Origin of the sequence: Streptomyces gobiensis, from assembly GCF_021216675.1 — a bacterium.
In the GTDB taxonomy this organism is placed as follows: domain Bacteria; phylum Actinomycetota; class Actinomycetes; order Streptomycetales; family Streptomycetaceae; genus Streptomyces; species Streptomyces gobiensis.
This window is the reverse complement of sequence record NZ_CP086120.1, coordinates 507,791-528,130: the sequence shown is the minus strand read 5'-3', so window position 1 is coordinate 528,130 and position 20,340 is coordinate 507,791. Positions and strand designations below refer to the sequence as shown.

Below are 20,340 nucleotides of genomic sequence, written 5' to 3'. Positions count from 1 at the left end.
TGAAAGAGAGCACGACGACAGCCATGGCAGAGGCTCAGAATCTTCCGGCTGGTGCCACCACCACCGGCTCTATCGCGGTGGCCGCCGAGTCCACCGTCGCCACCCGGATGAGCGCGCCGCCGTCCTTCGATGTGGCGGACTTCCCGGTGCCGCACGGCCGCGAGGAGGAGTGGCGCTTCACTCCGCTGGAGCGGCTGAAGGGCCTGCACGACGGCACGGCTGAGGCATCCGGCACCATCAAGGCCGAGATCGCCGCGCCCGAGGGCGTGACGGTGGAGACCGTCGGCCGCGATGATGACCGGATCGGCCGCGCGGGCAAGCCGGTCGACCGGGTCGCCGCGCAGGCGTTCAGCGCCTTCGAGAAGGCCACGGTCGTCTCGGTCGCCAAGGAGGCCGTGCTCGACGAGCCGATCCGGGTGACTCTGCACGGTGAGGGCGGTGTCACTTACGGGCACACCATCTTCGAGCTCGGTGCCTTCGCCGAGGCCGTCATCGTCATCGACCACACCGGTGACGCGGTCCGCGCCGCCAACGTCGAGTTCGTCCTTGGCGACGGCGCCAAGCTGACCGTCGTCTCCGTACAGGACTGGGACGGGACCGCCGTCCACTGCTCCCAGCACAACGCCCTGGTCGGCCGGGACGCCACCTTCAAGTCCGTCGTCGTCACCTTCGGCGGTGACGTCGTCCGGCTGCACCCGGTGGTCAACTACGCGGGCCCCGGCGGTGAGGCCGAGCTCTACGGCCTGTACTTCACCGACGCGGGCCAGCACCAGGAGCACCGGCTCTTCGTCGACCACAACAGCCCCAACTGCCGCAGCAACGTCGCCTACAAGGGTGCGCTGCAAGGCGAGGACGCGCACGCCGTATGGATCGGCGATGTGCTGATCCGTAAGGCGGCCGAGGGCACCGACACCTACGAGCTCAACCGCAACCTCGTCCTCACCGACGGCGCGCGGGTCGACTCGGTCCCCAACCTGGAGATCGAGACCGGCGAGATCATCGGTGCCGGACACGCCTCGGCGACCGGCCGCTTCGACGACGAGCAGCTCTTCTACCTGATGGCCCGTGGTATCCCGGCCGATGAGGCCCGCCGCCTGGTCGTACGCGGCTTCTTCGCCGAGCTCGTCCAGCAGATCGGTCTGCCCGATGTTGAGGAACGCCTCATCGCCAAGCTCGAGGCCGAACTGGAAGCGTCCGTAGCATGAGTGCGTCCGCCCATTTCGTCCGCGTAGCGAGCCTCTCGGAGCTGGTGGAGGACACCCCGAAGCGGGTGGAGATCGACGGCACGCCGGTCTCGGTCATCCTTACCGAGGGCGAGGTGTTCGCGATCAACGACATCTGCTCGCATGCGAACGTCTCCCTCTCCGAGGGCGAGGTCGAGGACTGCGCCATCGAGTGCTGGCTGCACGGCTCCAGCTTCGACCTGCGCACCGGCAAGCCCTCGGGTCTGCCCGCCACCCAGCCCGTCCCCGTATACCCCGTAAAGATCGAAGGGGACGATGTGCTCGTCTCCGTCACCCAGGAGTCCTGAAGTCCCCATGGCAACCCTTGAGATCCACGACCTGCACGTCTCCGTTGAAACCGAGAGCGGCCCCGAAGAGATTCTGCGTGGCGTCGACCTGACCGTGAAGCAGGGCGAGACACACGCCCTCATGGGCCCCAACGGCTCCGGCAAGTCCACCCTCGCCTACTCCCTGGCGGGCCACCCCAAGTACACCGTCACCGGCGGCACCGTCACCCTGGACGGCGAGAACGTCCTGGAGATGTCCGTCGACGAGCGCGCCCGGGCCGGTGTCTTCCTCGCCATGCAGTACCCGGTTGAGGTCCCCGGTGTCTCCGTCTCCAACTTCCTGCGCACCGCCGCCACCGCCATCCGTGGCGAGGCGCCGAAGCTGCGTACCTGGGTGAAGGAGGTCAAGGGGGCCATGGAGCGTCTCCAGATCGACCCTGCCTTCGCCGAGCGCAATGTCAATGAGGGCTTCTCCGGCGGTGAGAAGAAGCGCCACGAGATCCTCCAGCTTGAGCTGCTCAAGCCGAAGATCGCGATCCTCGACGAAACCGACTCCGGTCTGGATGTCGACGCGCTGCGCGTGGTCTCCGAGGGCGTCAACCGCATCCATGAGAGCGGCGAGGTCGGCACCCTGCTGATCACCCACTACACGCGCATCCTGAAGTACATCAAGCCGGACCACGTCCACGTCTTCACCAAGGGCCGGATCGTCGAGTCCGGCGGCGCGGAGCTCGCCGATGAGCTTGAGGCCGAGGGCTACGAGAAGTACGCGAAGGGTGGCGCTACCGCGTGACACAGATGCCTGGCCTCCTCGACACAGAGGCAATCCGCAAGGACTTCCCGATCCTGGACCGTCAGGTCCACGACGGGAAGAAGATCGTGTACCTGGACAACGCGGCGACCTCGCAGAAACCGCGCCAAGTGCTCGACGCGCTGAACGCCTACTACGAGCGGTCCAACGCCAACGTCCACCGCGGTGTTCATGTCCTCGCCGAGGAGGCCACGGCACTGTACGAGGGCGCGCGTGACAAGGTCGCCGCCTTTGTCAACGCGCCGAGCCGCGACGAGGTGATCTTCACCAAGAACGCCTCCGAGTCGCTCAACCTCGTGGCGAACATGCTGGGCTGGGCCGATGAGCCCTACCGGGTCGACCATGAGACCGAGATCGTCATCACGGAGATGGAGCACCACTCCAACATCGTGCCGTGGCAGCTGCTCGCGCAGCGTACCGGCGCGAAGCTGAAGTGGTTCGGCCTCACCGACGACGGCCGCCTCGATCTGTCCAACATCGACGAGATCATCACGGAGAAGACCAAGGTCGTCTCCTTCACCCTGGTCTCCAACATCATGGGCACGATCAACCCGGTCGAGGAGATCGTTCGCCGGGCCCAGGAGGTCGGCGCGCTGGTCGTCTGCGACGCCTCGCAGGCCGCCCCGCACATGGTGCTGGACGTCCAGGCGCTGCAGGCCGACTTTGTGGCCTTCACCGGCCACAAGATGTGCGGCCCGACCGGTATTGGCGTGCTGTGGGGCCGCCAGGAGCTGCTGGAAGACCTGCCGCCCTTCCTGGGCGGCGGCGAGATGATCGAGACCGTCTCGATGCACTCATCGACCTACGCTCCCGCTCCGCACAAGTTCGAGGCCGGTACACCGCCGATCGCCCAGGCCGTCGGCCTCGGTGCGGCCGTGGACTACCTCACCGCCATCGGCATGGACAGGATCGCCGCCCATGAGCACGCGATCACGGAGTACGCGGTCCGTAAGCTCACCGAGGTCCCCGACCTGCGGCTCATCGGTCCCACCACGGCCGAGGACCGGGGCGCGACGATTTCCTTCGTACTCGGCGACATTCACCCGCACGACGTGGGCCAGGTGCTCGACGAGCAGGGCATCGCGGTCCGGGTCGGCCACCACTGCGCCCGGCCCGTCTGCCTGCGGTACGGAATTCCTGCGACCACGCGAGCGTCTTTCTATCTGTACTCCACGCCGGCCGAGGTGGACGCCTTGGTCGACGGCCTGGAGCACGTACGGAACTTTTTCGGATAGATAAGCACAGCGGCTGAAGGTGACTCGTGAAGCTTGACTCGATGTACCAGGAAGTGATCCTGGACCACTACAAGCACCCGCACGGACGTGGACTGCGCGACGGCGACGCCGAGGTGCACCACGTCAATCCCACGTGCGGTGACGAGATCACTCTGCGTGTGCGGTACGACGGCGAGACCATCGCCGATGTCTCATATGAGGGCCAGGGCTGCTCGATCAGCCAGGCCAGCGCCTCCGTACTCAATGAGTTGCTGGTCGGCAAGGAGCTGTCCGATGCGCAGCGGATCCAGGAGACCTTCCTGGAGCTGATGCAGTCCAAGGGGAAGATCACCCCGGATGACGCCATGGAGGACGTGCTGGAGGACGCGGTCGCGTTCGCCGGTGTCTCCAAGTACCCGGCGCGCGTGAAGTGTGCTCTGCTGAGCTGGATGGCATGGAAGGACGCGACAGCCCAGGCGCTGGGCGACGGCGCGCTTAAGGAGAAGACGGCATGAGTGAGACGACTACCAAGCCGGCGAGCGAGGAAGAGGTCCGCGAGGCCCTCTACGATGTCGTCGACCCTGAGCTGGGCATCGACGTCGTCAACCTTGGTCTGATCTACGGAATCCATATCGACGACTCCAATGTCGCCACCCTGGATATGACGCTCACCTCGGCGGCCTGTCCGCTGACCGACGTCATCGAGGACCAGGCCAGGTCGGCGACCGAGGGCATCGTCAACGAGCTGAAGATCAACTGGGTCTGGATGCCCCCGTGGGGTCCGGACAAGATCACCGACGATGGCCGTGAGCAGCTGCGGGCGCTCGGCTTCAACGTCTGACGGCGGACAAGAGCCCCGGAACATAGCCGTGCCCACCAGCGATGCTGGTGGGCACGGCTATGTTCCGCTCCGACGGGCGCCCCTGGATGGGCTGACGCTCAGCCCATCCAGGGGACATGGTCGGCGGCGTCAGTCGTCGTTGCCGTCGTCCTTGTCGTCCTTGTCGTCCTTGTCGTCGTGGTCGTCGTCCCGGTCATCGCCGTCGTCATCCGCGTCGCCCTGGCCGGCGTGATCGGTCAGGACCTTGCCGGTGTCCGGGTCGATGGTGACGTCGTGCCACTTCTGGTCCTTGCCGAAGATGTCGGCGTCCCAGACGAGACTGCCGTTGTCATCGTCCAGTTCGATCGACTCTGCCGTGCCCGGGACTGCCGAAAGTGCCTTCTCCAGCGCCTCCTGAGCGTTGATCTTCGCCTTGGCCAGTTCCCTCGCATCGTCGTTATCGCCGTCGACGCCATCGTCGGTGTCGGACAAAGGCATGGCGGCGGGCGTGGTGGACTCGCCGACGGAGTCCTTGATGTCGCCCGGCGAAGTGACGGCGGCGGCGGTACCGCCCGCGGCCAGCGTGGTGGCGGCGATTGCGGCGACGATCAGCTTGCGGTTCATCGTTCCCTCCCGAGTGGTTGTTGACGTGGACCACCGTCGCAAGGGGATGCTGAAGCCAGGCTGAAGCCACCTGAAGATCGCTTCAGGTGGAGTTTGGCACCCTTGGGCCATGCGCGTACTGATAGTGGAGGACGAGCGTCGTCTCGCCCTGTCGCTGGCCAAGGGACTGACGGCTGAGGGATTCGCCGTCGATGTGGTGCATGACGGCCTGGAAGGGCTGCACCGGGCGAGCGAGGGGACGTACGACCTGATCATCCTCGACATCATGCTGCCCGGGATGAACGGCTACCGGGTGTGCTCGACGCTGCGTTCGGCCGGGAACGAGACGCCGGTGCTGATGCTCACCGCCAAGGACGGTGAGTACGACGAGGCCGAAGGGCTCGACACCGGGGCTGACGACTATCTGACCAAGCCGTTCTCCTACGTGGTGCTCCTCGCGCGGGTACGTGCGCTGCTGCGGCGGCGGACGCGGGGAGTGGCCACCGTGCTGCGGGTCGGGGAGCTGGCGGTGGAGCCGGGAAGCCGGCGGGTGACCGTGGGGGAGCGGGAAGTGACGCTGACCACCAAGGAGTTCGCAGTCCTGGAGCAGCTTGCGGTACGGGCGGGGGAGGTCGTGTCCAAAACCGAGATCCTGGAACACGCCTGGGACTTCGCCTATGCGGGCGACGTGAACATCGTCGAGGTCTATGTGAGCGCGCTGCGCCGCAAGTTGGGCGCGGGATGGATCAGCACCGTACGGGGCGCCGGATACCGGCTGGTGGATGCCGGTGCGTAGGGGCTCGGTACGGACGCGAGCCGCCCTCGGCGCCACTGCCGTGGTGGCGGTGGCCCTGGTGGCCGCAGGCCTCGCGGTGGTCGCCGTGCTGCGCGGCGGGCTCGCCGACAACGCCCGGCTGAAGGCCGAGGCGGCGGCCCGCGAGGTGGCGGCGCAGGTCACGGACGTACGCGCCGGGAAGGTCGGCGGCATCGACGGGCTGGACGACGAAGGCCCCGTACAGGTCGTGGACGGGAAGGGCGAGGTGCTTGGGGCATCGGAGGAGCTGCGCGGCCGGCCGGCGGTCGCCGACTTCCACCGGGCGGAGGAGAAGCGCCCGGACCCGGATCCGACCACCGTCCCCGCTGACCCGGACGACCCGGATGACGACTCCGACGACGACGATTCCGATGACGATTCCGGTGATGACGACGCCGGCGACGACGGCCCCGACGGGGACGACGACACAGCGACCGTCACCCCGTCCCCCGAGCCGGTCGAGGTGGACCGGGCCAGCGAGGAGGGTACGGTCTCGCTGCCTGTGGACGAGGACGGCCAGGTGACGTACGGCGAAGACGCCACCGGCCAGCAGGACTTCAGCCTGGTCGCGGTGCAGAGCGCGACCTCGGACGGCACCCCGGTCACCGTCTACGCGGCCGCCTCCCTGGCCGACCAGGAGCAGGCGGTCTCCTCGGTCAGCCGCGCCATGCTCACCGGACTGCCCGCCGTGCTCGTCGTGGTCGCCGGGGTCACCTGGCTGGTGACACGCCGCGCGCTGCGACCGGTGGAGGGAATCCGGCAGGGAATGGCGGAGATCACCGCGAGCACCGATCTCTCCCGCCGGGTGCCGGAACCGGCGGCCCGCGACGAGGTGGCCCGGCTCGCCCGTACGACCAATGAGACCCTCTCGGCGCTGGAGACCGCGGTGGAGCGGCAGCGCCGCTTCGTCGCCGACGCCTCGCACGAGCTGCGCAGCCCCATCGCCTCACTGCGCACCCAGCTGGAGGTGGGCGCGGCCCACCAGGAGCTGCTGGACGTGGACGGCGCGGTGCAGGACACCGTACGGCTGCAGCGGCTCGCCGCCGATCTGCTGCTGCTCGCCCGGCTGGACGCGGGGGAGCGGCCGGGCCACACCCCGGTGGCGCTGCCCGCCTTCGTACAGGAGGAGCTCGCCCAGCGTGTGGGGGACCGGCATCCGGTGCGGGTGGGGGAACTGGCCGACCTGGAGGTGGCCGGGTCGCGCGGGCAGCTGGCGCGGGTGCTCGGCAACCTGCTGGACAACGCCCAGCGGCATGCCGCGACGCAGGTACGGGTATCGGTCCGCCCGGACGGCGACTGGGCCGTACTGGAAGTCGCCGACGACGGTGACGGCGTGCCGGAGATCGAGCGGGAGCGGATCTTCGAGCGCTTCGTACGCCTCGATGACGCCCGCACCCGGGACGACGGCGGCGCCGGGCTCGGCCTGGCCATCGCCCGTGACGTGGCGCTGCGCCATGGCGGCACCCTCACCGTCGGCACGGCGGAAGAGGGCGGCGCCCGCTTCGCACTCCGGTTGCCGGTCGCCGCAGACCGGTGACACGGCGCCCCGCCGGGTGGACGTCGGCCAGAGCGAGGACGTGACGTGGGCCGTACTGGCCGACCCGGAGGGTAACGAGTTCCGCGCTGTGCCCGAAGCGGATCCTGTTCGGCTGAATGGGGCGGCCCGCTGGTGTGTACAGTCGTACGCATCGATGCGTACACTCGTACACATGATGTATCTGACGCTCTCCGGAGCGATCTTGGCGGAGATCCTCGGGACCACCGCGATGAAGTACAGCGACGGCTTCAGCAAGCTGTGGCCGTCGCTCGGGACAGCCCTGGGCTACTTGATCGCCTTTGTGCTGCTAGCGCAGACACTCAAGACGATGTCCGTCGGTACCGCGTACGCCATCTGGTCCGGGGCCGGGACAGCGGCCATCGCCGCGATAGGGATGGTCTTCATCGGAGAGGCGGTGACCGCAGCCAAGATCATCGGAGTGCTGCTGGTGATCGCCGGGGTCGTCGTGCTCAACCTCGGCGGGGCGACGCACTGATGGGGCGGCGATACGATCCGGACCGTCGGCAGCGGATCATCGACGCCGCGATCCGGGTGGTCAGCGAGCGGGGCATTGCAGCGCTCAGCCACCGGGCGGTGGCCGCCGAGGCGGACGTGCCGCTCGGCTCGACCACGTACCACTTCGCCACTCTTGACGACCTGCTGGTGGCAGCCCTGCAGCAGCAGACCGACGACTGGCTGGCCATGGTCGGGCACTGGGAGCGCGGTCTCGCCCCCGACGCCTCGCTCGCCGCGGCCCTGGCCGAGCTGATCGGGGAGTCGATGGCGGCCGACCGCAGCTGGCTGCTGATGGAGTACGAGCTCTATCTCGCGGCGCTGCGCTACGAGCGCGTGCGGCCGATCGCCGCCGTGTGTGTAGATGGCCTGGCCGAGGTCCTGCGCCGCCGCACCGACGACGAGACAACGGCGCGGGCGCTGGCCGGACTGACCGACGGGCTGACGCTCCAGCACCTGCTGACCGGCCGCGACTACGACAAGACCGAGGCCGAGGCCATTCTCGCCCGTGCCATCGGCGGTTGTCCGACCCCCGGGACCGGTTAGCCAGCGTACGGCCGTTCCGGTTAGGTTTTCGGTATGACCGACGCAGCTACTCCCCGTACGACCGGCGCCGTCGCCGCCGGGCTCGCCACTGTCACCGCCGACGGGACCGTCCTGGACACCTGGTTCCCCAGCCCCGAGCTGGCCGAGGGGCCCGGCCCGACCGGCACCGAGCGGCTCAGCGCCGAGCGCGCCGCCGAGCTGCTGGGCGACGCCGCCCCGAAGGCGCTCGGCCCCGATGACCGCCGTGGGGTCGAGGTCATCGCCGTACGTACGGTGATCGCTTCGCTCGACGACAAGCCCACTGACGCGCACGACGCCTATCTGCGGCTGCACCTGCTCAGCCACCGGCTGGTCCGCCCGCACGGGCAGAACCTGGACGGCGTCTTCGGCCTGCTCGCCAATGTCGCCTGGACGAACCTTGGCCCCGTCGCCGTGGACCAGGTCGAGCAGGCCCGGCTGGCGGCCCGTGCCACTGGGGCGAACCTCACGGTCACCAGCATCGACAAGTTCCCGCGCATGACCGACTACGTCGCGCCCAAGGGCGTCCGTATCGGTGACGCCGACCGGGTACGGCTCGGTGCGCACCTGGCCGAGGGCACCACGGTCATGCACGAGGGCTTCGTCAACTTCAACGCCGGTACGCTCGGCACCTCCATGGTCGAGGGCCGGATCAGCGCGGGCGTCGTCGTCGGCGATGGCTCCGACATCGGCGGTGGCGCCTCGATCATGGGCACCCTGTCCGGCGGCGGCAAGCAGATCATTTCCATCGGCGAAGGATGCCTGCTCGGTGCCCAGGCGGGCATCGGAATCTCACTCGGCAACGAGTGCATCGTCGAGGCGGGCCTGTATGTCACCGCGGGCACTCGCGTCACGCTCCCTGACGGCGATGTCGTCAAGGCGCTGGAGCTGTCCGGCGCCACCAACCTGCTCTTCCGCCGCAACTCCACCACCGGCGCCGTCGAGGCCCTGCCCCGCTCCGGCTCCTGGGGCGGCCTCAACGAGGCCCTGCACAGCCACAACTGATCGCGTCATCGGTCGTGAGCGGGCCCGGCCGGACGGCCGGGCCCGTACGCGCCGCGGAGGCCAGCTCCTGGAGCTGCCTCATGGACGGAACCGCAGTACCTGCGGGTCGTGGTCGCTGGCCTGGTCGGCGAACTCCGCGTTGAGGTGGACGATTTCGTAGTCGAACCTCTTGATGGACGGAGAGACCAGAGTCTGGTCAAGCACCTGTGAATTGCCCTGGTAGACATATGTGTAGCGCTCCCCGGCCGGCAGTGAGAACACCGCGCTGCGCAGCGCGCCACCGGCGGTGAGGGCCTTCGTCGTCCCGGAGAACTCAAAGTCGTTGATGTCGCCGAGGACCACGACCCGGGCTTTCCGCTGGACCGACTGGATGTCCTTGACGAAGCTGTTCACGGCCTGGGCCTGCCGCAGCCGCTTGGCCTCGGAGGAACGGTTCGGCGGCTGGAAGCGGGCGTGCAGGGACTGGTCGCCGCCCTTGGAGCCGAAGTGGTTGGCGACGACGATGACCGGCTTGCCGCGGAAGGTGAACTCGCCCGCGAGTGGCTTGCGGCTGTTCTCCCAGGCGGTGTTCGCCGGGTCGACCCGGCCGGGGGAGAGGGTGAGCGCGGCCTTGCCCCGCCGCTTGACCACCCCGGTGGCGGTGGTGGCGTCGCCGCCGGGGCGGTCGGTGAAGGAGACCCGCTCGGGGTTGAAGAGGAAGACATTGCGGATGTTGCCGCCCGGCTGGCCGCCGTCCTGGCCGTCCACCGGGTCGATGCCGCGCCAGTCGTAGCGTGGGCCACCGGCCGCGACAATCGCGTCGGTGAACAGCTTCAGGGTCTGGCCTGCGGCGACCGTCCCATCGCTGACCGGGCCGTTGTTGTCCTGGATCTCCTCCAGGGTGAGGATGTCCGGGGAGGCGAGGCCGTCCACCACGCCCGCGGCCAGCCGGTCGAACTTCTCCTGGTCGTTGCCCGGGTGCAGGTTCTCCACGTTGTAGGTGGCGATGGCCAGCTCCCTGGCCCGCTGCTTGCGGGCGCTGACCGGCCGCAGTCCGCGGTCCAGGACGGTGCCCAGCTCTTCGGCGGCGATGAGGTAGCCGCCGAACCGGTCGTAGTCCAGCGGTCCGGTGGTGGCACCGGCGAGCAGGTCTCCGGTGTTGGCGGTGGGGAAGGGCTGCTCGCTGAGCGGTGCCAGCGTCTTGACCTTGAGCCGTCCGGAATTCTGCGAGGTGTACGAGCCGTACACGGTGCCGCCGCGCGGGGTCGGGTTCTGCTCCGGCTTGAGGGTGACCCACAGCTCGGCGTACCGGGTGCTCGGGCCGACCACCCGGGCGTCCTGGATCTGCGTCCGCATGCCTTCCAGGGACTCATAGCGGTCCAGGGCGTAGCGGCTGGGCTGGAGCTCCAGCCCTTCGATGCTGCCGCTGTCCGCCGGGTCGCCCTCCGGAGCGTAGGCCTCGGGTATGGCGTCGGCATGGAGCACCACCGGGGCGGGCAGTTCATCGCCGGCGGAGAGCACGGTCACGGACGGGCGGGAAATCTGGGTGACCGACTGGTTCCCGGACTTCACACCGCCGTAGTAGTACTCACCGACCGTCCCGGACACCTGGACCCGGTCGCCGGCCCGCACCGTGGGCGTGGAGCCGGTGAAGACGAAGATGCCCTCGCTGGTGGCCGGGTTGTCATCGGGCGCGGCGTCTTGCAGCCAAAAGCCCCGGGAGCCGTAGTCGCGGACGCCGGTGACGATACCCGGGACATCGGCCACCGGCTGTCCGGCGTACGGGGAGATCCGGGAGGTTCCCTGGATGTCGTGGACGCGGACCTTGGCAGGGGAGGGGGAGGCGGCGGCAGGGATCACCAGAAGCGTGGAGGTCAGGGCGGCAACGGTGAGCGCGCCGAGCGTGGCGTTTCTGCGCATGGTCAAGGGGTCCCTCCGGAACAGGGATGAGGCACCGGAACAGAGCCGGAGTGCGATGGGGGGTGCTGCTTCTACGCTGCTTCTACGCGCGTAAAAATCGTCGAGGCCAAGGGAGTTGTCAAGGCACCGCACGGATACGCAGGCGTACGGGTGGGTGAACCCGGCGGGAAGCGGTCGAACCGGTCTAGGCTGGGACACTGCCCACCAGCGCCCCACTGAGGAGCCCGAAGTTCATGTCCGGTGACGACCGTCCCATCATGCCGCCCGTGCGGCTGCCCTCCGAGGCTGAGCTGGCACGGGAGGCCCTAGCCGCACCCCTCCTCGTCAGGGCCGTCAGGCTCGCCCGCTGGGCCGGGGCCGAGATCCGGGTCGGCGCCGGCGGTGAACTCCTCGGCGAGCAGCTGAAGGCTGCCACCGTCCACCTGGGTCTGGACGGCGCCGAGGACGGCCCGGCCGCGGCCGCCGACGCCTGGAATCTCGCCGTGGACACCGGCCTGTTGGAGATCGAAGAGGACGCGGACGCTGAGCCGACGCTGGAGTCCGACGAGACCGTCGGCACCGCCACCCCCGGCCCGGAGCTGGAGCTGCTGACCAGCGGTGGTCCCACCGATGTCCTGGAGATCTGGCAGGGCGGTCTGGAGGCGCTGCTCGCCGATGCCGCGACCCCCAGCTTCGAGGATCTGCTCGGCGGCCTGGGAGGCGCCATCGGCGAGGACGGCCAGCTCGACCCGGACTCCATCGACCTCGACGCCCTCGACTGGAACCCGGAGGAAGAGGCCGACTTCCTCGACGGGGCGCTCGGCAATCTCTATCTGCTGACCATCACCGATGACGCCGTCAGCGCGGGCGCTATGGTTCCGCTGCCGGTGCTCGCCGCTTCCATGATCGTCCCCGAGGACATGGACGAGCCGACCAATGAGGTGCTGGAAGAGGTGTCGGCGGCGATGATGAGGCTCGATGAGCAGTTCCGGCTGCTGGAGCCGATTGGTCTCGTCGAGTACCGGCCAGTCGATGAGGCGCTGATCGAGGAGGCCGCGGGCGAGAGCGCGCAGGGCGCCGCGCCGGACGATGAGGATGTCACCCGCTACGGCATGGTCCGGCTCACCCCGCTGGGCCTGTACGGTGTACGGTCGCGCATGCTGGACGCCGGAATCGAGGCCCCCGCGGTCGGCGACCTCGCCGACGCGGACGCCGAGACGCTGCTCGCCGCCCTGCCCGGACACCCCGAGGACGCCGCTCAGTCCGAGCTGGAACAGTGGCTCGACGGGCGTACGCCGCTGGACGCCGCGCGCGCCCTGCTGGACGCCGCCCGGGGCACGGACCCCGGGGCGCCGCGTCGCCGCCTCCTGTGTCAGCAGGCGCTCTCGCTGGTCGACGTAGCGGCCGAGCCCGCCCTGCGCGAGGTGCTGGACGACCGGGAGCTGGGCGGTCTGGCCCGGGTGTGGCTGGCCGAGCGCGGAGCGGGCGAAGTGCCGCCACCCGATGAGGAAATGGTCTTCTGGCTGACGGTGGACACTCTGGCCGCGCAGCTGGACACCGAGGGCGACGACGGTGAGTCCTCCGAGCTGCGGGATCTGATGCGGGGGCTGGTCGACCAGCACACCGGCTTCTTCGACAGGGCGTGGCGCGTCGACCACCCGGCCACCGCTGAGGTGCTGGAGGCGATGGGGCGCGTTCACCCGGACCGTAAGGCGGCGAAGGAGGCCCGTAAGGCGGCGTACAAGGCCCGCTCACGCGTCTGACGCGGCTGCGCGCATGAGGCGCGCGAGGGCTGGGGGTGTCTGGTGGATCTCCGCGGCGTCGCGACGCCTGGCACGCACGCTCGCTGCGTTGTCGTCGGTCGCCAACCAACCAGGTTGGCTTCCTCCTCCGCCTTGCGATCGCACGCACCAGACGCCGCTCCTCCCTCCACGGAGATCCACCAGACACCCCCTAGCGGTGAGATGCCGCTGATGTCCTTCTTTGTCATGATTCTTTATGTGGTACTTGCGCGTCGCCACCGACTGACTCGGTGAAAGGGCCCTTGGCGTCGCGTCACGTTCAGCTTCCGTTCGCCACGGGGCGGCAGCCTGAGCCCGCCGCAGCCAGAATCCGACGGGAGACGCGATGCCGATCAGCCGCAGGGATTTCGCCAGAGGAACCGCTGCCACCAGTGCGGGAATCGCAGTGGCCGGAAGCGTGGGCGCGCTCGCCAGCGCCCCAGGGGCCATAGCGGCCGGCGGGTGGGGCGGACTGGGGTATGGACCCCTCATCCCCGATCCGGCGAGGATACTCTCGCTGCCTGAGGGATTCTCGTACCGGGTGCTCACCTGGGCGGGCAGGACCAAGCTGGAGACGGGGGAGTTCACCCCCTTCAAGCACGACGGCACCGGCTGCTTCGCGGGGCCGCGCGGGGCGGACCTGCTGGTCGTCAACCATGAGCTGAAGGGCCCTCGGGAGCAGTGGGACCACCCGGTGCCGCTCACCGAAGGGCTGGTCTACGACCCGGCCGCCTCCGGCGGGTGCACGGTCGTCGATGTCCCCAAGCACGGTGACCCGGTGACCGAGTGGGTCGGCATCGCCGGTACCTCCACCAACTGCGCCGGTGGCACCACGCCCTGGGGCACCTGGCTGACCTGCGAGGAGAATTCCGACCTCGCAGGTGAGAACGGTATGACCAGGGATCACGGCTATGTCTTCGAGGTGGATCCCTACGACCGCCGGGCCAACCGCGACCCCAAGCCCATCAAGGCGCTGGGCCGTTACGACCATGAGGCCGTCGTCGTCGACCCCAGGCGCGGCCATATGTATCTCACCGAGGACGACAAGAATCCCAACGGGCTGTTCTTCCGCTGGGTACCGCCGCACGGCTTCCGGCACGGCCGGGGTCAGCTGAGCGGGCTCGCCGATGACGCCGGCAGGCTCCAGACGATGAGGTGCTTTGACTCCGGCGGCCGGTTTGTCGAGGACCTGTCGCACGCGTCGAAGACCGGTGTCGTCTACGGCGTCGACTGGGTGGACGTCCCCGACCGGGACGCCCGTGAGGTGCCGGTCCGCCGGCAGTTCGGTCAGCGAGAGGTCACCCGTGGCCGCAAGCTTGAGGGCATGTGGTGGAGCGACGGCGGCGCGTACTTTGTCTCCTCCTACGCCCGTGACGAGTCCCCGGGCGCCCCGCACGACGGTCAGGTGTGGTTCTACGATCCCAAGCGCCGTACCGTAACGCTCAAGGTGCTGCTCGGCGTCAATCCGGATCCCTCGGAGCCAGGTGCCTTCGACGGGCCGGACAACATCACCGTCTCTCCGTACGGTGGTCTCATCATCGCCGAGGACGGCGAGGGCGTGCAGCACCTCTTCGGTGCCACCGACGATGGGCGCACCTATGAACTCGCCCGGAACGAGGTGAACGTCGGCACCGATGAGAAACCGGCCTACCAGGAGTTCACCGGCGTCTGCTTCTCGCCCGACGGGGCGACGCTGTACGCCAATATCCAGGAGCCGGGAATCATGGTTGCGATCACCGGGCCGTGGCAGCGGCAGCCACGCCGCTGTCCCTGACCAGGGGCTGCTACAGAGCCCGGCCGCCCGGCTTGACCATGCCGCGGACCGTCCGTGCGTCGAGAAAGTCACCCAGTGCGGTCATCTCCCACTCACCGGAGAACTGGCGCACGAACTTGCACATCAGCACCGCGGTACGGGGCTCCGCCCCGGTGAGGTCATAGCGGACCAGCTCCTCGCCGGTCGTGCCGTCCAGCAGCCTGCAGTACGCCTTGGCGACCTCGCTGAACTTCTGCCCGGAGAACGAGTTGACCGCGAAGACCAGCCCGGTCACCTCCGGGGGCAGGCCCGCCAGATGGACCGTGATGGTCTCGTCGTCGCCCGAGCCCTCACCGGTGAGATTGTCGCCGGAGTGCTGGATCGCGCCGTTCAGGATGGCCAGCTTGCCGAAGTAACAGGCGTCGATTTTCTTGCGGTTGGCGTCGTACGCGATGACGGAGGCGTCCAGATCGATGTTCTTGCCCTGATAGGCGGGCTCCCAGCCCAGGCCCATCCTGAGTGATGCCTGGAACGGCTGGTTGTTCTTGACCAGGGATACGGTCTGCTGCTTCTGGAGGCTGACCCGGCCCTTGTCCAGGTTGACCTTCCCCGCGCCCAGCGTGGGGGCGGCGGCGGGCATCGGGGGAGCGGCGGGAGTGGCGGGGGCCGGTGCGGGATCCTCCACCGTGACCCCGAAGTCCGTGGCGATCCCGGCCAGTCCATTGGCGTATCCCTGGCCGACCGCCCGTACCTTCCAGGCGCCGCCGCGCCGGTACACCTCGACCACCACAAGTGCGGTCTCCGGGCCCAGCTGAGGCGGGGTGAAGGTGGCGATCACCGCGCCTCCGTCGGCGTCCCGCACCGTCCCGGTCGGCTCGGTTCCCGCGAAGGTCGCTCCCGGAGCGTCCAGACTCGCCGTGACGACCACCTTGTCGATGTCACCGGGGATGGCCGCGGTGTCCACGGTGATGGTGTCAGCGGCGGCGCCGTTGCTGTGGGTTACTCCCGGGGCGGTCGGCTGGTTGTAGAACACGAAGTCATGGTCGGAGCGCACCTTGCCATCGGCACCGATCAGCAGCCCCGACACATCCAGCCGCACCGGAGCGGAGACGTCCACCGCCACGCGGGCGGCGGGAAGGGGGATGTTCGATCCAGGAGTCATTGCGGTCATGCCCCGGCTAACGACTGGTCTGGCCACGCGGTTCCTCGGAACGTCCTCTCCCGGTCGGTCTCTGCTCGTACCAGCGGGAACTACCGGCGGGAACTGCCGAACAGCACCCGGTACCCCACCAGCAGGACAAGTGCGCCGGCGATTGCGGAGATCCACATCGTCGGCTCGTAGAAGTCCTGGTTGACCGGCTTGTCCAGGAACGTGGCCGATAGCCAGCCACCGAGGAAGGCCCCCGCGATGCCGATCACCGTGGTGCCGACGAGTCCGCCCGGGTCCCGGCCCGGCAGCAGGACTTTGGCGATGATTCCGGCCAGCAGCCCGAGTACGAGCCAGCTGATGATGCCCATGGCGGATCCTCCCCGTGATGATCGGCTTTCCGGACCATCATGCCCTGCCGCGGACTCGCTGACTCAAGCGGGTCAGCGGGCCTGGCTGTTCGGCCCGTCCCATTCCGCTGGCGGAACAACGCACCGCTGGACGTACCGCTTCAGCCTGTTCTTCCGGGCAACCGCGGGCGTTTACGCCGGGAAGGACCGCATCCTTCGGCCGCGGAGGCAGCCAGCCGTGAACGGGGAGCGCGAATCGGTGTGGCCGGTCGAGTCAACAAGCTCGGTCGGTCACAGTCGAGAAGTTGACGTGACCTTGGTCAGATGCGCGTAGACCACGACATTGCCCAGATAGCCATCGGACTCGGAGTATCCGCCACCGCAGGTGATCAGACGGAGCTCGGCGCGGTCCGAGCGGCCGTAGACCCGCTTGTTGGGGAAGTCCTTGCGGCTGTAGACCTCAATGGCGTGAATGGTGAAGACGGCCGTACTGCCATCCTGGCGGTCCACCTGGACGGTATGGCCCTTCCTGAGCGCCCCGAGATTGTAGAAGACGCTGGGTCCGGTGGCGTGGTCGACATGTCCGGCGACTATCGCTGTGCCGATGGCGCCGGGCGCGGTCCCGTGCCGGTACCAGCCGGTGAGGTTGGCGTTGTCCTCCGGCGGAGTCTGGAGGCTGCCGTCCTGCTCCAGTTCGAGTTCCATCACCGGGGCATCGACGCTGATGGCCGGGATACGCACCCGGAGGGGGTGGGACGGCGCCAGCGGGGAGATGCTCGGGTCGGCGGTCGGCTCCTCCAAATCGGAGGGCGCGGCCTCGGCCGGGGACGGCTGGGGCGGTGCCTGTCCCTCGGGGGTGTGGTCTATCAGCCACACTCCCGCGCACAGCCCTATCGCGGTGACGGTCGCGGCTATGGTCTCGCGACGGCGGTGATCTCGGTCCATCGAACCCCTCCGGCTGGGGACCTCGGTGGGAGACACTCCGTCTGGCCGGGCCGCTCAGGACTCCGGCTGGACGGGTTCCTGGCAGGGTGGCCGGATCAGGACCGGTTCTCGTTGCGGCGGCGCAGGAACCAGGTGCCGCCCGCGGTTGCCACAGCGAGTGCGACGGCGCCCGCCACATACGGGACGGGGGTGCCGTTGGAGCTTGAGCCGCCGATTCCGGTCCGCATCGGGCCGGTGGGAGTGCTGGGGGCCGGGGACGGGCCACCGGCGCTGACGGTGAGCGTGCCGGAGAACCGGGAGGAGCCGTCGGTGTCCTTGGTGCAGGCGCCGCTGACCTGGTAGGTGCCGGGTCGGTTCACGGCGGTGGCCTCACCCCAGAAGCGCCCCTCCTGGCCAGTTGGCTTCAGCCGGATCTGGCCTTCCTTGAAACCGGGGGAGCTCACGCCCGTGGGACTGGGGCTGGCAAAGGCGGAGCAGTCCACCCGGACCTCCACCATCATGCCCGGTCTGGCGGTCGGTGGTGAGAGAGAGACGCTCGCGCCGCTGATATCGGACTGAGCGAAGGAAGCGGGCGTGGACAGGCCGAGGGCGGCTATGGACAGGGCGGCGCCGGTGAGAACGCTGACGGGGCGCATGCACTTCACTCCTCCCGGAACGTGGACACGACGCTGGGAACGCCGCTGAGCTGGGAGAGAATCCACGCTTCCAAGCTGAGCCAACCGGCACGCCGGTGTCCGCGCCATTTGATAAGCCATCAGTAATGCCCCGAACGTGCGGCGTGTCACGACGTATTCACGGCATCACACCAGCTCAGAGCGGTATATTTCCCTTTTGGGTGAAATATGGCAAACGGGGGATCGGGTGGCTGGTGTGCCGCGGTCCATGCGACACATGGCCGAAACCTGAATGGCCCTCCGAACCGACAGAATCCCCTGATCTGTCAGCGACATGCCTGCCAGCAGCCAAGGAGCACCATGCCGTCATCCGCTGCCGTCTACCAGCGCGTCGACCGGTACTTCCGGGTTTCCGAGCGCGGCTCCACCTTCGGCCGGGAGACACGGGGCGGGATCGCCACCTTCTTCACCATGGCCTACATCCTGGTGCTGAACCCGATCATCCTCAGCGGTGCCAGGGATGTGAACGGCGCCCAGCTGTCCTACCCGCAGGTGGTCACCGTCACGGCGCTGGTGGCCGCCGTGATGACCGCGCTGATGGGCTTGACGGCCAATCTGCCGCTGGCGCTCGCCGCCGGGCTCGGGCTCAACACGATGGTGGCCTACCAGGTCGCTCCGCTGATGAGCTGGCCCGACGCCATGGGGCTCGTTGTCCTGGAGGGCATCATCATCTGCCTGCTGGCCGTGACCGGGCTACGGGAAGCCGTGATGAACGCGATCCCGATGCAGCTGAAGCAGGCCATCAGCGTCGGCATCGGGATGTTCATCGCCTTCATCGGCATGGTCAACGCGGGCTTCGTCACCCGTATCCCCGACGTGGCGGGAACGACAGTCCCGGTGCGGCTCGGCGCCGCCGGGGAGCTGGCCGGCTGGCCGGTGCTGGTCTTCTGCCTCGGGGTGCTGCTGGCGCTCTCACTGCTCGCCCGCAGAGTGAAGGGCGCGATTCTGCTGAGCATCGTGGCGATGACCGTGCTGGCCATCGCCATCAATCAGATCGCCGACATCGATGATCTGGACTGGGGCCTGACCGTCCCGGCGCTGCCCAGTGAGGTGGTCGCCGCTCCGGACTTCGGGCTGATCGGCGCCTTCAGCGTCTTCGGTGCCTTCGGCAAGGTCAGCCTCATCACCGCGCTGCTGCTCGTCTTCACCCTCTTTCTGACCGACTTCTTCGACACCATGGGCACGGCGGTCGCCGTCACCAACGAGGCCGGGCTGCTCGATGAGCAAGGCCGCGTCCCGAACCTCGGCCGGCTGCTGTTCGTCGACGGCCTCGCCACGGTCGCGGGCGGGGCCGCGTCCGGCTCCTCCAACACCTCCTACATCGAGTCCGCGGCGGGCGTCGGCGAGGGCGCCCGCACCGGCTTCGCCAACCTGATCACCGGCGCCCTCTTCATCCTGGCTCTCTTCTTCGCCCCTCTCGCGGCGGTCGTCCCGGGCCAGGCCGCCGCTCCCGCCCTGGTCGCGGTGGGCTATCTGCTGATGACCCAGGTCCGGCACATCGACTGGACGGACCCAGGGATCGCCATCCCGGCCTTCCTGACGCTTGCCCTGATGCCCTTCACGTTCTCCATCACCAATGGCATCGGCGCGGGGTTCATCGCCTACGTGGTCGTCAGGACAGCGCTGGGCAGGGCCCGCGAGGTGCACTGGCTGCTGTGGGGTGCGGCGGCAGTCTTCGTCATCTACTTCGCGATCAACCCCCTGGAGGAGCTGCTGGCCTGACCTGCTGGGCCTGACCCACAGCCAACGCGGATCCGCGCTGTCCGTTCCCTGATGTCACATCCATGGGGGTGCGCTCCGTCGTAGGGATGTCAGGACCTTTGCGAAGGAGACAGATCATGGCCCGTATCTCACTCGACCCACCGCGTTCTCTTGTCGTACGGCTCACCCAGTGGTACTCGCGGCGCAGGTACGGCAAGGCTCTCGACCCCCTCGCGGCGCTGGGGCACCACCCCAGGGTGCTGCTGGGCGGTGCCCGCTATGAGCTGAGCATCGCCAGGTGGAAGGAGCTGGACCCCGGCTTGAAGCTGCTCGCCGTTATGGTGTCGGCCGCCCGGATCGGCTGCTCGTGGTGCATGGACTTCGGGCACTGGGAGGCCGCTCGGCACGGGCTGCCGATGGAGAAGATTCAGCACGTGCCCGTCTGGCGGGAACACCGGGAACTCTTCAGTGAGCTGGAGCTTGAGGTGATGGAGTACGCCGAAGCGATGACCGAGACCGAGCCGACCGTTACCGACGCGATGACCGAGCGGCTCATCGGCCGGTTGGGAGAAAAGGCGTTCATTGAGCTGACCGTGATGGTCGCGGTGGAGAACCAGCGCTCGCGGACCAACTCCGCGCTCGGCCTGGTCGGGCAGGGCTTCTCGGACCAGTGCGAGGTGCCACCGCTCAAGCGGTAGCTGAGCCGCCGGGGCCTTCGGT

General features: G+C 68.5%; 21 protein-coding genes. 15 read left to right on the top strand and 6 right to left on the bottom strand.

Annotated elements, in window-relative coordinates:
* Positions 1-23: 23 nt before the first annotated feature.
* From sufD to test1122_RS02525, 6 genes are read left to right on the top strand one after another with little or no spacing between them, the layout of a single operon-like run.
* Positions 24-1,205, top strand: a complete 1,182-nt coding sequence (sufD, locus tag test1122_RS02550) for a Fe-S cluster assembly protein SufD (protein ID WP_232267517.1) — start codon at positions 24-26, stop codon at positions 1,203-1,205.
* Positions 1,202-1,531 (top strand): non-heme iron oxygenase ferredoxin subunit, encoded by a 330-nt coding sequence (locus tag test1122_RS02545; RefSeq protein ID WP_232267516.1) that lies wholly within the window; start codon positions 1,202-1,204, stop codon positions 1,529-1,531. The genes sufD and test1122_RS02545 overlap by 4 nt, the downstream gene beginning before the upstream one ends.
* A gap of 7 nt (positions 1,532-1,538) precedes the next feature.
* Positions 1,539-2,303, top strand: coding sequence for a Fe-S cluster assembly ATPase SufC (gene sufC / locus test1122_RS02540; protein ID WP_232267515.1), 765 nt, complete (start codon positions 1,539-1,541; stop codon positions 2,301-2,303).
* A complete protein-coding gene (locus test1122_RS02535; RefSeq protein WP_232267514.1) occupies positions 2,300-3,556 on the top strand; it encodes a cysteine desulfurase in 1,257 nt (418 codons plus the stop codon). The genes sufC and test1122_RS02535 overlap by 4 nt, the downstream gene beginning before the upstream one ends.
* A gap of 26 nt (positions 3,557-3,582) precedes the next feature.
* A complete protein-coding gene (gene sufU / locus test1122_RS02530) occupies positions 3,583-4,050 on the top strand; it encodes a Fe-S cluster assembly sulfur transfer protein SufU (RefSeq protein ID WP_232267513.1) in 468 nt (155 codons plus the stop codon).
* Entirely contained in the window at positions 4,047-4,376 is a 330-nt protein-coding gene (locus test1122_RS02525) for a metal-sulfur cluster assembly factor (RefSeq protein WP_232267512.1), read from the top strand. The genes sufU and test1122_RS02525 overlap by 4 nt, the downstream gene beginning before the upstream one ends.
* A gap of 129 nt (positions 4,377-4,505) precedes the next feature.
* Here test1122_RS02525 and test1122_RS02520 read toward each other — a convergent pair whose 3' ends face one another.
* The gene (locus tag test1122_RS02520; protein ID WP_232267511.1) at positions 4,506-4,979 is read right to left on the bottom strand and encodes a PepSY domain-containing protein; all 474 of its coding nucleotides are present in this window, start codon (positions 4,977-4,979) and stop codon (positions 4,506-4,508) included.
* A gap of 109 nt (positions 4,980-5,088) precedes the next feature.
* On the opposite strand from test1122_RS02520, the gene test1122_RS02515 reads away from it, so the two are divergent.
* The 5 genes from test1122_RS02515 (at position 5,089) to dapD (ending at position 9,391) form a co-directional block, all read left to right on the top strand.
* The gene (locus test1122_RS02515) at positions 5,089-5,754 is read left to right on the top strand and encodes a response regulator transcription factor (RefSeq protein ID WP_232267510.1); all 666 of its coding nucleotides are present in this window, start codon (positions 5,089-5,091) and stop codon (positions 5,752-5,754) included.
* Positions 5,741-7,309 (top strand): sensor histidine kinase, encoded by a 1,569-nt coding sequence (locus test1122_RS02510; protein ID WP_232267509.1) that lies wholly within the window; start codon positions 5,741-5,743, stop codon positions 7,307-7,309. The genes test1122_RS02515 and test1122_RS02510 overlap by 14 nt, the downstream gene beginning before the upstream one ends.
* A gap of 172 nt (positions 7,310-7,481) precedes the next feature.
* Positions 7,482-7,805, top strand: a complete 324-nt coding sequence (locus tag test1122_RS02505) for a DMT family transporter (protein WP_232267508.1) — start codon at positions 7,482-7,484, stop codon at positions 7,803-7,805.
* On the top strand, positions 7,805-8,368 hold the full coding sequence (locus tag test1122_RS02500; RefSeq protein ID WP_232267507.1) for a TetR/AcrR family transcriptional regulator: 564 nt from the start codon (positions 7,805-7,807) through the stop codon (positions 8,366-8,368). Before test1122_RS02505 ends, test1122_RS02500 begins: the two co-directional genes overlap by 1 nt.
* A gap of 33 nt (positions 8,369-8,401) precedes the next feature.
* The gene (dapD, locus tag test1122_RS02495; protein ID WP_232267506.1) at positions 8,402-9,391 is read left to right on the top strand and encodes a 2,3,4,5-tetrahydropyridine-2,6-dicarboxylate N-succinyltransferase; all 990 of its coding nucleotides are present in this window, start codon (positions 8,402-8,404) and stop codon (positions 9,389-9,391) included.
* A 78-nt stretch (positions 9,392-9,469) separates the two neighbouring features.
* Here the strand turns inward: dapD and test1122_RS02490 are convergent, their stop codons facing one another.
* Positions 9,470-11,290: an endonuclease/exonuclease/phosphatase family protein gene (locus tag test1122_RS02490; RefSeq protein WP_232271721.1), complete on the bottom strand. Its 1,821-nt coding sequence runs from the start codon at positions 11,288-11,290 to the stop codon at positions 9,470-9,472.
* Positions 11,291-11,523: 233 nt separating this feature from the next.
* On the opposite strand from test1122_RS02490, the gene test1122_RS02485 reads away from it, so the two are divergent.
* Together test1122_RS02485 and test1122_RS02480 are read left to right on the top strand one after the other, a co-directional pair.
* Positions 11,524-13,032 carry a hypothetical protein gene (locus tag test1122_RS02485; protein WP_232267505.1) on the top strand — a complete coding sequence of 503 codons (1,509 nt, stop codon included), beginning with the start codon at positions 11,524-11,526 and terminating at the stop codon, positions 13,030-13,032.
* 364 nt (positions 13,033-13,396) lie between these two features.
* Positions 13,397-14,824 (top strand): alkaline phosphatase PhoX, encoded by a 1,428-nt coding sequence (locus tag test1122_RS02480; protein WP_232267504.1) that lies wholly within the window; start codon positions 13,397-13,399, stop codon positions 14,822-14,824.
* Between the two features lie 10 nt (positions 14,825-14,834).
* On the opposite strand, the gene test1122_RS02475 is transcribed toward test1122_RS02480, so the two are convergent.
* The 4 genes from test1122_RS02475 to test1122_RS02460 form a co-directional block, all read right to left on the bottom strand.
* Positions 14,835-15,965 carry a TerD family protein gene (locus test1122_RS02475; RefSeq protein ID WP_232267503.1) on the bottom strand — a complete coding sequence of 377 codons (1,131 nt, stop codon included), beginning with the start codon at positions 15,963-15,965 and terminating at the stop codon, positions 14,835-14,837.
* Positions 15,966-16,054: 89 nt separating this feature from the next.
* A complete protein-coding gene (locus test1122_RS02470; protein ID WP_232267502.1) occupies positions 16,055-16,321 on the bottom strand; it encodes a GlsB/YeaQ/YmgE family stress response membrane protein in 267 nt (88 codons plus the stop codon).
* A 270-nt stretch (positions 16,322-16,591) separates the two neighbouring features.
* Positions 16,592-17,245, bottom strand: coding sequence for a class F sortase (locus test1122_RS02465; protein WP_232267501.1), 654 nt, complete (start codon positions 17,243-17,245; stop codon positions 16,592-16,594).
* Between the two features lie 95 nt (positions 17,246-17,340).
* Complete coding sequence (locus tag test1122_RS02460) at positions 17,341-17,880, bottom strand: hypothetical protein (protein ID WP_232267500.1); 540 nt, start codon at positions 17,878-17,880, stop codon at positions 17,341-17,343.
* Positions 17,881-18,219: 339 nt separating this feature from the next.
* On the opposite strand from test1122_RS02460, the gene test1122_RS02455 reads away from it, so the two are divergent.
* Both test1122_RS02455 and test1122_RS02450 read left to right on the top strand, forming a co-directional pair.
* Entirely contained in the window at positions 18,220-19,641 is a 1,422-nt protein-coding gene (locus tag test1122_RS02455) for an NCS2 family permease (RefSeq protein ID WP_232267499.1), read from the top strand.
* A 116-nt stretch (positions 19,642-19,757) separates the two neighbouring features.
* Positions 19,758-20,318 carry a carboxymuconolactone decarboxylase family protein gene (locus test1122_RS02450; RefSeq protein ID WP_232267498.1) on the top strand — a complete coding sequence of 187 codons (561 nt, stop codon included), beginning with the start codon at positions 19,758-19,760 and terminating at the stop codon, positions 20,316-20,318.
* Positions 20,319-20,340 lie beyond the last annotated feature (22 nt).

Bases quoted from the DNA above. Each gene is read 5' to 3' on its own strand.
- sufD (WP_232267517.1), top strand. From the start codon at position 24: ATGGCAGAGGCTCAGAATCTTCCGGCTGGTGCCACCACCACCGGCTCT.
- test1122_RS02545 (WP_232267516.1), top strand. From the start codon at position 1,202: ATGAGTGCGTCCGCCCATTTCGTCCGCGTAGCGAGCCTCTCGGAGCTG.
- sufC (WP_232267515.1), top strand. From the start codon at position 1,539: ATGGCAACCCTTGAGATCCACGACCTGCACGTCTCCGTTGAAACCGAG.
- test1122_RS02525 (WP_232267512.1), top strand. From the start codon at position 4,047: ATGAGTGAGACGACTACCAAGCCGGCGAGCGAGGAAGAGGTCCGCGAG.
- test1122_RS02520 (WP_232267511.1), bottom strand. From the start codon at position 4,979: ATGAACCGCAAGCTGATCGTCGCCGCAATCGCCGCCACCACGCTGGCC.
- test1122_RS02515 (WP_232267510.1), top strand. From the start codon at position 5,089: ATGCGCGTACTGATAGTGGAGGACGAGCGTCGTCTCGCCCTGTCGCTG.
- test1122_RS02510 (WP_232267509.1), top strand. From the start codon at position 5,741: ATGCCGGTGCGTAGGGGCTCGGTACGGACGCGAGCCGCCCTCGGCGCC.
- test1122_RS02505 (WP_232267508.1), top strand. From the start codon at position 7,482: ATGATGTATCTGACGCTCTCCGGAGCGATCTTGGCGGAGATCCTCGGG.
- test1122_RS02500 (WP_232267507.1), top strand. From the start codon at position 7,805: ATGGGGCGGCGATACGATCCGGACCGTCGGCAGCGGATCATCGACGCC.
- dapD (WP_232267506.1), top strand. From the start codon at position 8,402: ATGACCGACGCAGCTACTCCCCGTACGACCGGCGCCGTCGCCGCCGGG.
- test1122_RS02490 (WP_232271721.1), bottom strand. From the start codon at position 11,290: ATGCGCAGAAACGCCACGCTCGGCGCGCTCACCGTTGCCGCCCTGACC.
- test1122_RS02485 (WP_232267505.1), top strand. From the start codon at position 11,524: ATGTCCGGTGACGACCGTCCCATCATGCCGCCCGTGCGGCTGCCCTCC.
- test1122_RS02480 (WP_232267504.1), top strand. From the start codon at position 13,397: ATGCCGATCAGCCGCAGGGATTTCGCCAGAGGAACCGCTGCCACCAGT.
- test1122_RS02475 (WP_232267503.1), bottom strand. From the start codon at position 15,965: ATGACTCCTGGATCGAACATCCCCCTTCCCGCCGCCCGCGTGGCGGTG.
- test1122_RS02470 (WP_232267502.1), bottom strand. From the start codon at position 16,321: ATGGGCATCATCAGCTGGCTCGTACTCGGGCTGCTGGCCGGAATCATC.
- test1122_RS02465 (WP_232267501.1), bottom strand. From the start codon at position 17,245: ATGGACCGAGATCACCGCCGTCGCGAGACCATAGCCGCGACCGTCACC.
- test1122_RS02460 (WP_232267500.1), bottom strand. From the start codon at position 17,880: ATGCGCCCCGTCAGCGTTCTCACCGGCGCCGCCCTGTCCATAGCCGCC.
- test1122_RS02455 (WP_232267499.1), top strand. From the start codon at position 18,220: ATGCCGTCATCCGCTGCCGTCTACCAGCGCGTCGACCGGTACTTCCGG.
- test1122_RS02450 (WP_232267498.1), top strand. From the start codon at position 19,758: ATGGCCCGTATCTCACTCGACCCACCGCGTTCTCTTGTCGTACGGCTC.